Origin of the sequence: Streptomyces sp. NPDC048291, from assembly GCF_043201715.1 — a bacterium.
GTDB lineage: Bacteria > Actinomycetota > Actinomycetes > Streptomycetales > Streptomycetaceae > Streptomyces.
In genome coordinates this window covers 124,334-138,411 of sequence record NZ_JBICZC010000019.1, presented here as the reverse complement: position 1 = coordinate 138,411, position 14,078 = coordinate 124,334, and the positions used below count along the sequence as shown (strand labels likewise).

Below are 14,078 nucleotides of genomic sequence, written 5' to 3'. Positions count from 1 at the left end.
AGGCCTGGTGCTCGGCGCCACCAGTCGCCGTACCGGGGGGCGGAACTGCGTCAGACCGTGGTGGGGACGCCGATGCCGTGGGGGGTGCGCCAGTGGTCCACCTCGAAGGTGACGCGGGGGGTGTCGGGCCGGGCGTCGTTGCCGTGGTGGATGGCGGAGGCGACGGAGATCGTGAAGGAGTCGGGGTCGGCGGACGAGCCGCGGGCGCGGAGCAGCGCGGCGATGCGGTCGCGCAGTTCGGTGCGGACCCTGGTGGCCATGGCGAGGGGATCCCGCAGATGGCCGGTCAGCCGGATGCTCGGCACCGGGAGACGGTGGGCCAGGTTCCACAGGCCGGTGCGGACGACGTGTTCGGCCACGAAGTCCAGTTTGGAGCCGGCGCCCTCCGCCATGGCGCCCGACTCCTCGAACGGGATGAAGCGGTGTTCGGGCCCGGACGGGGCATGCCCGTGGAGGACGACCAGGGTGAGCGGGTTCGCCTCGGCCGACGGGCCCGTGGAGAGCAGCTCGGCGTGGCTCTCGTGCATGGTCTCCCCGGGACGCCTGCTGTACGAGCGGAAGTACCACTGGGCCTTGCCGTCGATCATGGGCGCGGTGCGGAGCATCGCGGTGGCGGCCTTGCGGAGCGCCTGCTGTTGTTCCTCCTCGGGCGCCCGCCGCTCGCGGGCCTCCTTCGCCGTGACCAGCAGATCGGCCAGCCGGGCCCGGGACTTGAGGGTCTCCCGGTGCTCGGCGGCCACGTCGGCCTGCTCCGCGTACTGTGCGCGCCGGTGCAGTGAGCGGGCCAGTTCCCTCAGGTCGCCGAGGGAGCCGCGCAGGTTCAGCTCGACCGCCCGGTGCATGTCCGAGCGGTTCCGGCTGACCCGGGCGTGGTTCTCCAGGGTGATCTGGGACCGGCCGTCCTCGCTGGCCAGGACGACGGACGCGAAGTGGTAGCCGAAGTGCGACCCGTTGCTCGCGCCCGGCTTGGCGTGGTTGAACTCCAGGGTCGGCCTGCCGGACGCGTCCGCCGCGTTGATCGACTGGACGAGGTAGCCCTCGCCGACCTCGGCCCAGGCCCCTTCGTTGATCCCGATCCGCCGGGCCGCCCGGGACAGCGCGTACCGGCGCGGGTCGACGTCGTGCTCGTGGCTGAGCGCACTGCCGTACTCCCTGCCGGGCAGCGGCGAGCCGCCCTGGCCGCCGACGCCCCGGGTGTCCCGGGCGATCTGGCCGGCGGCCCAGGCCGGATCGGTGTTCGCCGGGTCGATCCCGCGGTCGGCGACCCGGGCGAGGGCCTCCGCGAGATGGTGGGTGCCGGTGACCTCCGCCGTGTCCAGGGCGCTGACCCGGCCGGTCGCGACCCGACGCTGGGCCCGGAACACCACGTCCGAGGCCCGGACCTCGCCGGACACCATCTGGGCGAAGTCCCGGCAGGCCTCCTCCTCGGAGCGGCCCGAGCGGGTCAGGAACCGCGGGGTGACCTGCACCAGCCGTGGTCCGGGCGCTCCGTCGGGATCATCCAGGGTCAGGGACACCTCCGGATCGGCGTCCAGCCTTACCTTGCTGCCGGCGGCCGCCAGTTTCGCGTTGGCGTCGGCGACGGCCCGCTCGGTGGCGTACGCGTGCTGGTTCAGGCCGCGGGCGGCGATGGCCAGCGTGCGGTCCTGTGACACCCGGATCGGGGGCTGGTCCTCGGCCCGCATCTCGCCGAGCTCCTGGACGGGCAGGACCAGCGCGGGGGCGTCGGGTCCGGACCGGACGGCGTGGAAGGCCTCGAACCCGGTGCCGGGCAGCCGGTGGAAGAGCACGGTGTCGGTGCCGGGGGCCCGCACCGTGTACGCCGTGGTCTCCAGGCGCTGGGCCTGTAGGTGCGCCCGGTGGTCGAGTCCGCCCTCCGAGTGGGTCGCGGCCCAGTGCGGGTCGGGTCCGGTCAGCTGGATCCGCTCCACCGTCGTCTCGTGCGTCCGGACCCTCGTCAGGTCCAGGGCCCCGTCCGACGGTGTCCAGACCCGGTTCCCGGTCGCCCGGAACACGGCCTCGGGCAGGCCGTCCGGGCCCTCCGGGTAACCGCGCACCGCCAGCACGATGTCGGCGTTCCGCGGCCGGACCGGGTCGTCCGCCAGCAGCGCGGCGAAGTCCTCCGCATGCCACAGCCGGATGTTCCCGGACGGGGTCTCCAGGGTGATGTGGTCGCGGTGGGCGCGGGCCAGTACGACGTAGGCGTCGTTCCAGGGCACATCGGGCTGGTGGTGCTCCCCGTCGGTGTGATGCACGTGGTACCGGAGGGGGTCGAACCGGGGTCGGCCGATGCCTCGCCAGTTACGGCCGTTGCCCATCACGGTGTTCTCGTGTCGTGCCTGACGCACCAGCTCCGCGGCCTCGGCGGGGGAGCGGTCAGCGAAGGGCGCGGCGGCCGGGGCCCGGGTCGTCGCCGCCCCGGCGGGGTCCGCGTCCCGCTCCACCGAGAGCAGGGTCTCGCGCGCCGCGGCCGCGGACGGGCCCGGTACGGCGACGGAGGCTTCCGCGGAGTGGCCGGTGCTGTCGGTGTCCCTGAGGGGCCCGGTGTTCGCGGTGTTCTCGGTGTTCTCGGTGTACGGCAGGTCGCGCAGGACCGGGCCGGAGTCGGTGACGTCGGCGATGGCCTTCAGGTAGGCGTCGGGTACGTCGATGGTGTCGATGCTCGCCATGAGGCCGGTCCGGTCGGTCTGGTCCTCGCGGCGGCGGAAGAGTGTCGTGGCGTCCTGGTAGCGGTCCGACAGGCCCGCGTAGTGCAGCAGTTCGTGAAGGGCGCGGGCGTCGTCCAGGACTCCCTCGTGCGTGCCGAGGGGGAAGGCGAACTGGTCCCAGGCGCGCGCGGGGCGCTCGGTCCGGCTGATCTCGACGGCTTCCGGGTGGTCCGGGCGGTGGTCCAGGTCCACGTCGATGTGCAGCTGGTCGCCCGAACCGGGCAGTCGGCGGCCGGTGTTGACGTGCGTGTCCAGCAGCGACTGGAGGCGGTCGCGGTACCCGGCGAGGTCGGCGTGGCCGAATCCCTCGCCGAAGCGGACGGGGAGGTGCAGGGAGAGGTTGCGGACCCAGCGGCCGTCGTCCGCCTGGATCCGGGCGACCGCCGCACGGACCACGACGTCCCGGCCGGCGAGCAGGCCGGGGGCTGGGCGGTCGGCCGCGGGGTCGCGGGCGGGGTCGTAGCGCTCGGTGCGGAGCAGGGCCCAGGCCGCCTGGTCGCGGCGGGGGCGCCACTGGGCGGGGCGCAGGGGCGGTGGTGCGGGGGCCGTGGCCGGGGGGTTGATGGGGTGGGTGGGGTGGGTGACGGTGACGACCGCGTGGTGGGTGGTCTGCGGGGTGTCGTGCGAGAGGTCCGGGACGTGGGCCTCGGTGGTGATCGTGAACGCGGCGGAGGTGAGGGGTGAGCCGAGGTCGCGGAGGTGGGCGTCCAGGCGTCGGGAGAGGAACTCGCCGGTGGCCGCGGCGTGTTCGGTGGCGAGTTGGATCGAGCGGCCGAAGTGGGGGCGGCCGGCGAGGGACGCGGTGGCGTGGCCGGTGATCTGGACGGTGGGCAGGGCGTGTTCGGGGGCGGTGCGGGCGACTGCGCGTCGGGCGAGGTCGGCGGCGAGGGTGTCCAGGTGGGCGGCGGTCTGGGCGGGGGTGTTGTCGGGGGCGAGGGTGACGGTGGTGGGGGTGGCCGTCGCCTCGGCTTCGCCTTCGGCGATTGTTTTCCTGCCCGCACCACCCGTGACGGTTTCGTGGTCGGGTGCGGGTGGCCCCTGTGGGGCGGAATCGCCGTCGCCGTCGGCGGCTGCGGCTGCGGCTGCGGCTGGGGCTGCGGTTGCGGTTGGGGTTGGGGCTGTGGTTGGGGCTGCGGTTGCGGCGGCAGGGGGACCGGCGTGGGTTTCGTCGGCTGTGGTGGGGCGGGGGGCCCGGGGGGCGAGTTCGGTGGGGTGGGGGCTGGAGGAGGGAGCGGCTGCGGGGCGGCGGGTGGGGGTGGACGGGGTGGTGGTGGGGGCGGGGGTTTTGGTCCAGTGGAAGACGTGGCCGGTTACGGAGCGGGGGGTGCCGTAGGGGCCGGTGTCGTCGTGGGGGTGGAGGGTGATGCGGACCGGCTGGCGCATCAGGGCGGCCGGGCCGGTGAGTTCGGCCTTGCCCGGTTCGGTGGGACGCTGGGCGTGCGGGAAGGCCGGGTCGGGGGTGGGGCGGGACGGGGTGCCCGGGGCGCGGGTGACCGGTCGGGCGGAGTCGTAGGTCTGGTCGCGGGTGAAGCGGGTGGTGTTGAGCGGGACGGTGAGGACCGGGTCCTCGGTGAGGGCCGCGAGGTCGAGCGGGGAGACGGTCCAGTTGTAGGAGTTGGTGGCGGCGGTGGCCGACTCGTCCTTGACGGCGACGGTGAGTTCGTCGTCGGCGGCGTCGCGGCGGGTCACTTCCGCGGCGGGGCCGATCGCCTCCATCGACACGGCCAGCGAGGTGCCCGGCACCCGGTAGGGGCGGTCCGGGGTGCCCAGTTGGTGGAAGAGGGCGGGCAGCGACTGGCCGGAGAACATCTGCCGGATCGCGAACTGCTCCTCCAGCGTGAGGCGTTGCTCCTGGCTCAGGTCGTGGCCCGGGCCGAGCCGCGGGTCGGCGGTGAAGGTGGCCAGGAAGCGGGAGACCGTGCCGGTCAGGTGCGCGGGGAGCGTGTTGTGGGCCGCCCGGCCGACCAGGCCGGCGCCCTGGGCGAGGGCCCATGAGTAGTAGGCACCGGTCTGGCCCAGGATGCCCTCGCCCCAGGGGCGCGGGGTCGCCTGGACCTGGACGGCGGTGTCGTGCAGGGCCTTGGTGTTGTCGAAGCCGACCAGGTCGTGCGCCGCGTGCAGGTCGTTCTGCCAGGCCTCGTAGCGGGCGGGGTTGCGGATACGGCCGAGTTCCAGGTCGAACGGGTGGTCGGCGCGGGGCGCGGACGGGTGGGCGGGGTCGTCGGCGACGTGGGGCGGGCCCGGATGGGGCGCGGCGGACGAGGCCTCGGTGAGGGACTCCGGCACCCAGGCCGTGGCCGGGTGCGGGCCCACCGGCTCGGGCTCCTTCGGCAGCCGCATGAAGCGGCCGGTCTCGGTGCGCCGGGTGACCGTCACCTCGTACCGCAGGTCCGTGGTGAACCGGGCGTTGGTGGAGCCGTATCCGGAGGTCTTGTGTCCGACGGTGGTGGTCACGCCGGACTCGGCGCTGCTGCCCCGGCCGCCTTCGAGCCCGCCGGAGGGGGTGGCGGACGCCGAGTTGAAGTGGGCCACCGGGGGGCGTACGGAGGCCCGCAGGTTGCCCTCGGCGCCGAACGTGCCCTTGGTGCCGGACTTGCCCTTGACCGTGTGGGCGGCGGTGACGTCCCGGGTGAGGGGGCGGTCCGAGCGGGAGCCGTCGTCGTGCCAGCCGTCGGTGATCCCGCGCACCAGCACCTCGGTGACGACGTGTCCGGCGCGTGTCACCTCCACGTGCCGGTCCAGGACGCCGGGGCCGACGAGCTCGTCGTAGCGGGCGGCGAGGGTGTCCGGCGAGTAGGTGTCGGCGAAGGGGAGGGCGGCCACCGGGACGGCGTCGGCGCCCGGTCCGCGCACCTGCCGGTCGATCTCCCGCAGGACGGCGTCGGTGTCGGGCAGCTCCACCAGGACACCGCCCGAGATGCCCTGGTCCAGCAGGGTGGCGCGGAGTGCCGGGGGGACCACGGCCGGGGCCGGGTTGGCTGTGGCGCCCGGGTTGGCCGGGTTGGCCGGGTTGGCGGTGTCGGTCGTGTCGGTCGTGGTGGCCGTGGTGGCCGGGTTGGCAGGGTTGTTGGCAGGGTTGGCCGTGGTGGCCGTGGTGGCCGTGGTGGGCGGGGTGTGCAGGCGGGTCACGTCCTCGTCGGAGAGGAGGACGTAGACGTCGTGGTTGTGGCGGAACGGGCGGCCCACGTGCAAGGCACCGGACGCCTCGGTGAGGCGGCCGGCGACGCTCACCTCGGCCGTGGCCCGGTAGACGTGCCAGGTGCCGGTGTGGCTGACCTTGCGCGTGGTGCCGGTCTGCTGCTTCAGGGTGTCCACGGCGTCCCACTGGCCGCCGGCCTTGCCCTTGCCGCCGCCGCGCACCTGGAACGAGGTGGTCAGCGTGCCGGTCGCGGTCTCGGGGAACAGCCCGAAGTCCGGGCCGAGGCTGCCCTTCACGGACCACGACGTCTGGTCGGCGAGGGTGGTGGCCCCGCTCGCCTTCAGCTCCAGGTCGAGGGTGCTTTCCCCGGACAGCGTCTCCTGGTACGTCAGGTCGATCAGCCGGGTCCGCACCGACAGGCCCACCGTGTCGGGTGCCCGGCCGTCGCCGACGTGCCGGTCGAGTGTGTTGGCCCAGCCGGAGTGCGAGGCCGAGACCAGTCCGGGCACCTGGGCGCGGCCGGCCAGCGCCTCCAGGGTCTCGTCGAGTTCCGGGACCCGCGGCGGGTGGACGTCGGGTTCGCGGGACCGGTACGCCTCCACCAGGGCGGCCCGCGCCTGGCGCTGGAAGCCCGCCTCGTCGGCGACCCGTGTGACGGCGTGCAACTGCGGCAGCCGGGCGGGCCGCAGATGCCGGGGCGCGGAGCCGGACCGCTCCGGCCGGCGCACCTCGACCCGCAACCGGTCGCCCGGCGCGGGGGCCACGTCGCGGACGTCGTCCGTCCCCCGCCCGGCGGCGGGGCGCACGGCCGGCAGGGTGCTCGGCGGCGCCCCCTCCCGGTGCGCGGCGACCAGCACCCGGTACGTCACCGGGTAACTGAACGCGTCCGCCGGTCCCTTGTGCTGGAACGTCCGCTTGGCCTGCGTCTCGCCGGACGCCACGGTCTGCCGGGACGGTCCGTACGAGCCGTCCACACCGGCGTTCCCGAACGCCCGTACGGTGTCCGGCGGGTTCAGCGCCCGGCGCAGGTTGCCGCTGACGCCCAGCGTGTGCTTGCCGCCCCGGGTCACCCCCTTGTCGGCGGCGTGGCCCCGGGTCACGGTGTCCTTCGCGGTGCCCGCCGCCGCCCCGTCGTGCTGCCCCGCCCCGGTGTCGGCCCGGACCACCACCTCGTACGTACGACCGGGCAGCCCCGGCAGATGGGAGGCGTCCAGGGTGATCCGGAAGGTGCCGTCGAGGAGCCGTCCGCCGTCGGCGCGCAGCCCGGCCCGTGACACGCGTTCGCGCAGCAGGCGCTGGTTCTCCATGGCCTGCGGCGTGACCCGGGCCGCCCCCGCGCCGTCGGGCGGCGGCAGGATGCCGGGGGCCAGCTCCCGCAGCCGCTCGGTGATGTGCCGCTCCAGTTCCCGGGAGCCGGGCACGTCGACGTAGTCGGTGCGCGCGGCGGTCAGGGGCGTACGCAGGTCGTCGGGGACGGGGCGGGTGCCGCGGGCGTCGGCCGCCGGGGCGGGCGCGGCGTTCTCGGCGGTGTCGGCGGTGTCGGAGGTCTCGGGAGTCTCGGTGGTCGCGGCGGGTGTGTGGGGATCGGCCGGGTGGTGGCGGACGCGGATGACCGTGCCGGTGCGGGGGGCGGGCGGGTTCTCCGCGTCGCGCGGGGGTTCGTCGCGCGCGGGCGCGGGTTCCGGCACCTCGTGGACCGCGCGCAGGCCGTCCGCGCCCGGGGACAGCCGCTCGCGCAGCACCTCGACCCGGAACCGTACGGCCGTGCTGACCAGGTCGCCGGTGCCCTTGTGCTCCAGGCTCCGCTCCAGCGCGAAGGTCTGCTTGCCCTTCTCCTGGTGGGCCTGGCTGTACGCGTAGGAGTAGCCGCCGGTGACCGTCAGCCAGGAGGACTCCTTCGTCGTACCGCTCTGCCACATCCGCCGGGCGCCGCCGCCGTTCAGGCCGAGGCCCCAGCCCGAGGTGTCGGTACGGCCCGTGGCGTGCTCGCCGGTCTCCTTGCCGGTGACCGTGTCCTTGTCGGCGACCGTGCCCTCGCGCGCCGACTCCCCGGGCTCCAGGGTGAGCCGGAGCCAGGCGTGGCCGCCGTCGCTGAGGTCGAGCCGCTTGGAGGTCAGCCCCCAGCCGGCGGCGTGTTCAAAACCGTCGACGACGTTCTTCGGGGACAGGAACTCCAGGATGTCCCGGTGCGCGGTGCCGTCCGGGCGGGCCTCGCCCGGCAGCCGGCGGAAGACGTCCTCGTGCAGCGCCTCCAGACCGGTGACGTCCAGCGGGCGGCCCTCCGCCCGGTCGGGGCGGTCGCTCTCCCAGCCGTGCCAGGCGTCGGGGCGGCCGTCCGCGGGGGCCCGGTCCGGGCGGGTGATCTCCGCGGTCACGTCGGCGGTGACGGGGTCGCCGGCGGGGCGGGTGAGCGTGCGGCCGTCGGGGCCGGTGACCGCCGACTCGTAGTGGAACGCGGAGACGTAGGTGTCGGTGGGGCCGGTGAGCGAGGTCTTCGTCCCCGTCTCGGCGCCCGACTTCACCGAGGTGTCGGTCGCGTGCGTGGCGCCGCCCACCTTGACGGAGGGGGTGACCAGGGCCAGCCGGTCCCCGTGCGAAGCGTCCGGGAGGATCACCACCGGAGCCAGGTCCAGGCCCGCCTCAGAGGTGGTGAGGGCGGTCTTCTTCGGCTCGGCCGTGCGCTTGGCCTCGGCGGACCGGTCGAAGCTCTTGCCGTCCTTCTCCTCGGCCGTCGCCTGGACCTCCCGCAGGCGCCAGGGACCGGGCCGGGCGGTGAGCACCACGTCGTGCGGGGCGCCGCCCACCCGGAGCTGGAACCGCCAGCCGCCGTTGACCATCTGCTCGTGCCGGGTGCGGAAGTTGGCCGGGTCGAACTCCGCGTCGAGCCTCTGGACGACCTGGCGGTCGGTGCGGTGCGCGGCGGGCAGGGTCGCCAGCACCTGCTCGCGCAGGGCCTCCGGGCCGGGGGCGTCGGTGATCCGGATGCCGGCCAGCGACCGCAGGTGCCGGTCGGCGAGTCGGGCGGGCGGGCCGGGCGGCTCGGGGGGAGGCGCGGGGTGCTCGTCGGTGGGGTGTTGCGCGGTGGGGTCTTGGGCGACGGGGTCTTGGGTGATGGGGTCTTGGGTGATGGGGTGTTGCGCGGTGGGGTGGTCCACGGCCGCGGGGGCACCGGCCCGGTGGGGTTCGGCGCCCGACGGAGGCGGCACCGGGGAGTCGCCCTTCGGCTCCATGGCCTCCGGCCGTACGCCCTCCGGCTCCGCACCCTCCGGCTCCGCACCCTTGGGCTCCGCGCCCTCCGGCTCTGCGGGCAGCGGCTCGGACTCGGGGGACTTGACCGGCTCTTCCGGTGCCGGGCCCGTGAAGCGGAACTCGGCCGGGGCGTGGATGAGTTCGGCGTCGTTGAGGCCGGGACGGAACCGCAGGAGGGGCTCGCCGCCCTCCTGGTGGGTCGCCACGATCTTGCTGAAGACGCCCTTGCTGAAGGGCGTGGTCGGCTCCCAGCCCATGTGCGCGCCGTGCATGACGGCCATGTCGTTGGTCATCATGGCGTCGACGGCCTCTTCGTACCGCTCGCCCGCCAACCGGGTACCGCCCGGCGTGCTGATGTCGAACACGTCGTGGTCGCCGGTGATCTCCCGCCAGCGCTGCTCACCGTCCAGGCCGAGCACCAGGCCGTCCTCGACCTTGAACCGGCCCTCGGTGTGGAGTTGGGCCATGACCGGAGCCAGGGTCGTGAACTCCTCCGCGCGCTGCTCGTACCGCGCTTCGAGCCGGTTCCAGGTCGCCTCGTCGAGGCCGCCGCGCTCGGGCAGGGACGGCTCGAAGTAGCCGATCAGGCCCTGGTGTTCGGCCTTGGCGCCCAGCAGCACGTCCAGGTCGTTGACGGACTTGGCCTTGATGTCCGCGGGCTTGGGCAGCTTCCCCTCGTCGAGCCACTTCGGGGCGGCCGGGTTGGTCGGCCGGACGTCGATGACGAGGTTGCGGGTCCGCGCCAGACTCCGGAACTTGTCGAAGTTCTTCTCCGGCATGCCGTGGTCCGACCGCGCCGTCGTGTCCGTGACTCGCGGGTGCGGAGCGGAGGGGGCGGACGAGGTGGACGAGGTGGACGGCGCGGCCGGGGAGTCGGTGGTCGCGCGGGTTCCGTCGGCCACGGGGGCGCGGGGGGTGAACTCGTCGGGGTGCGGAGCGGGCGCCTGCCGGGTCACCTGGAGCATGGAGGGCGTGTCCGTTCCGTGGAACACGCTCTGCACGCCGTCCGACATCGCGAGGAACTCGTTCTCGCCCTCGTTCAGGAAGAGGGTGTGCTCGGGCTGTCCGTCGATCGGCGCCCTGCTCTGCAGGTACGTTCCGAAGACCTGGTGGATCGGAATCTCCTGCGAGGTGACCCAGAACGCCCCCAGCGTGTGGTCGGTGGCGACCGGGTCCTTGTACGGTTCCAGCAGGCTGTACGAGTCGGCGGGCCCGCGGCGCAGATCGAACCGTTGGCCGTTGCCCGGAGGCGTGCCCTCGTTGGCCGCTTCCACCGCTTCCCGCTTGTCCAGGCGCAGGAGCTGTACGACACCCCTGTCCGGATCCACGTTGGGCATCTTCACCCGGGTCAGGATCTCGTGGGTGAAGACGTGCTGGGCCACCATGCTCCGCACGTACTCCGGGCCGAAGTTCAGTACCGGCAGGGCCCCTTCGGTGTCCCACGTCGGCATGCCGTCCTGCACGACCCCGTTGCCTTTGAGGCGGTGCATGTAGAAGCCACCGTCATGCGTCGGCGGACGGAAGTGGTTCAGTAGTACCTTGAAGCGCAGCGCCTCGGTGGTGTTGGAACCGGCCGACTGGTCCATCGCCCACCCCGCCAGCCAGTCGCTGTCGCCGCCGTTCCGTTTCAGCCAGGCGTGGAACCGCGCCGACACACCGTCAGGTCCGTGCAGCGAACCGCCGATCGGGCCGGTCGGATCGGCCGGTGAGACCAGAGCCCACGACGCCCCGTCCCGCACGACCAGCTCCGGCGGCAGGTCGCGCAGGAAGCCGTCCTCCTCCATCAGCATCCGCACCCGCAGGAACTCACTGCGGTACTCGGCCCGCCAGCCGCCCTGCTTCAGCGAGGACTCCACCTTCAGCAGACTTTCGGCACGCTCCCGTTCCTCGTCTCCCGGTTCCCTGTCACGGATGACCTCGCGCGCCCGGTCGGTGATCAGCTTGAGCCGGTCCTCAGCCGCCTTCGCCGTGGCCTCGTACGCGGCGATCCGGTGATCCCACAGCGGCCTGGCGCCGGTGTCGTCCTCCGCCGGGAGATGCTCCGCCCCGTTCTCATGGGAGTACGCCGTCGGCGTCGTGGTGATCGTCTGTTCGGATGTGAACTCGCGGGCGATCAGGCCGAATTCGACGAAGGGCTCCTTTCCCCACAGCGTGGGCGCGTCGAACGGCCCGGACGGCAACGACACCAGCTGGGGGACGCTCGGGGGAGGCACGGCCGGCGCTTCCGTGTCCTCCTGGTGCCCGGCGGCGTCGGTGTGTGCCGCGCGGCCCTCGGACTCCGGCGTCCCGGGACGGTCGTCCTGGTTCTGTCCTCGGGCATCCACCACGTTGTCGTGGTGCACCGGGGCATGGGTGGGAGCCGGTCCGGCCCAACGGGAGGGCCCCGGCTGAGCGAGGGTGACGCGCCTGGGCGGCGAGTCGTCTTCCGAGTCGGTCCAGTCCGCCCCCTGCTTCTGCTCGTCGTCGGAGTCGTACTGCAGCCGTCGGCCGTTGAGCGCGTTGTCGAGCGCCCTGGCGAGATCCGCCGGGGTCGTGGTGCGCGGGTCCGTGGCCGCCGAGGCCTTCTGCCCGGAGCCGTCGAGCGCCTCGTAGCGCGACGGGTCGGATACCGGGTCGACCCAGGTGTGGCTGCGCTTGTGGGGCGTCGCGGCGAGGCGCGTCCGCTCCCAGTCGGCGTCGTGCGCGAGCCCGGGTTCCTCGCGGTGGAGGTCGCCGATGACGGCGGCGATCAACTGCAGATGGCGTTCGCGCAGACCGCCCCTGCTCAGCCCGTCGGGCGACTCGGTGTGGTAGTTGCCCAGCAGACTGCCCTCGACATCGGGGCGGTGCGGGACGGCCGCGTCACGGTACTCGTCGCGCAGGTTGAACACCTGGTGCGTCAACTCGTGCGCGAATTCGATGGGTTCGGCGTTCGCCCGCCATTTCCGCTGGTCCATGATCCCGTCGGCGCCGACGAGATCGACCGTCAGGTGCGCCTCCTCGCCGGGCCTCGCACGCACCACGGTCACATGCAGCCGGTCACCGCCACCGGGCGTGTGGTCGGGGCCGGGCAGACGGTAGCCCGGCGCGTTGAGGTACGTCTCCACCCCGGCCGTCACCTTGGCCCAGACGGCGTCCGTGTCGTGCCCCAGGCCGCCGTCGCGGAACGCGACACGGACGGTCAGGTCGGTGAACTGCTCGGCGCGGTGCGTGAACCGCCGGGCCTCGAACTCGGACCGGACGACGATGCGCGGCGTGTGGTCGAGCTTCATGCGCCGGGGCGGGACCGATCCGGCGGGGTGCCCGCCGGGGGGCGGGGTGCGGTCCGGGACCGGCCCGGCGGCGGCGGTCTCATGCGCGGCGGCCCCGACTCCGGCCTCGGCCCGGGCCCCGGTCTCGGCTTCCGTGATGTGCGAGGTGGCGGTCGCGGTCGCGGTCGTGTGCTCGGTGGTCGCGGTCGTGTGCTCGGTGGTGGGGGTGGTGACCGTGGTGCCGCGGTCGGTGCCGGTGTGCGTCGGGTCCGTGCTCACCGTGGACGGGCGGGCGGCGTCGGTGGTCCTACCGGGACCGGCGGAGGTCGTGGGGCGGCTCGTGTTCGCCGCCGTGGTTCCGGTACCGGGGGTGCCGTTGCTGCTCGTCGTGGAGCGGGCCGGCGTGGTGGCGGGCGTCCCGGTGCGGGGGGCGGACGACGTGCCGGTGGTGGAGGAAGTGCCGTTGGCGGACGTCGCCGTGGTCGATGCCGCGTGCGACGGGGTGGTGACCGTGGTCGTGAATCCGGGCAGCCCGTGCTCGGCCTCCTGCTCGTGCCGGGCAGCGGCGACGGACGAGGTGGACGACGACGTCGACGTCCGGTGGGCAGCGCCGTCGCCCTGTTGCCCGGTGGCGCTCCCGGTCCCCGTGCGCGTCCCCGTACCCGTCCCTGTCCCTGTCCCTGTCCCTGTCCCTGTACGTGTTCCCGTCCCCGTCCCCGTCCCCGTCCCCGTCCCCGTCCCCGTACTCGTCCTGGTGCCGGTCTCCGTCGCGTTCGTCCCGGCCGTGCTCGTGGCCCCCGTCGCGTCCTTGAAGGTCCCGGTGCCGGACGCTTGTTCCGTCTTCGCGGCCGAGAGCAGGCCGGGCAGGCCCGCGAGGGCGGACAGGCTGAACTTGAGGGCGTTCGGCACGCTCACGTGGACCGGGTCCACCTTGACCGTGTCGTCCTTGCCGCCGAACCGCCGCTTGCCGCCCCCGCCCAGCGCGCCCAGCGCGCCCGAGCTGATGGACGTGCCGAACTCGCTCTCCCCGTCGTGGTAGATGCCGTACATGATCCCGGCGGTGCCGATGCCGGTGGCCGCGCCGAGGATGCCCTTGCCGAGCAGCGAGTGCGCGAACTTCGGCGCGAGGACACTGCCGACGCCGAAGAAGAGACCGCCGACGGCCCCGCCGATGGCACCCGACACCACGGCGGAGACGGTGTTCTGGGTGGACCACTCGGTGCGGTCGCCCTTGAGGAACTGGATGGTCTGCACGGCGACGTCGAGGCCGACGTTCATGGCGATACCGGTCGCGACCGAGATGAGCAGCCGGCGCAGGATCATCTTCACCGCGACCCGGGCCGCGGTGATCGCCACCGGGATGACCTCGGGCGCGAAGAAGATCCACTCCGCGATCTGCGCGGCCAGCAGGATGAGCTGGCCGATGATCATGTACTTGGAGTACTCGACCTGGACGGCGGTGTGCTTGCCGAGCTTGCCCAGCTGGTTCGCGGACTCGGCCATCTCCGGCAGGCTGGCCTCCAGTTGGGTCACGAAGGCCTGGAACTCGTCGGCGACCTGCCCGCCCACGCTCGCCAGGACCCCGTTGCCGGACGCGCCGATCTGCCCGCTGATGCCCTTGAGTTCCTGCGCGGCGTCGTTCCACGCCTGGCCGAGGGCGTGCAGGTTGTCCTCGTCGCCCTTGGGCCAGGCCTGACCGACCGCGAGCCGGGCGACCCAGGCCAGCTCGGGGGGCATCTCGACGCTCATAGC

1 protein-coding gene is annotated in these 14,078 nt (G+C 73.8%); it reads right to left on the bottom strand.

Annotated features, from left to right (window positions below):
- Positions 1 to 50: 50 nt before the first annotated feature.
- Complete coding sequence (locus ACGF5O_RS42340; RefSeq protein WP_393815269.1) at positions 51 to 14,075, bottom strand: hypothetical protein; 14,025 nt, start codon at positions 14,073 to 14,075, stop codon at positions 51 to 53.
- Positions 14,076 to 14,078: the final 3 nt, after the last annotated feature.

Excerpts from the sequence above, each read along its gene's own strand:
- ACGF5O_RS42340 (WP_393815269.1), bottom strand. The coding sequence starts at position 14,075 with ATGAGCGTCGAGATGCCCCCCGAGCTGGCCTGGGTCGCCCGGCTCGCG.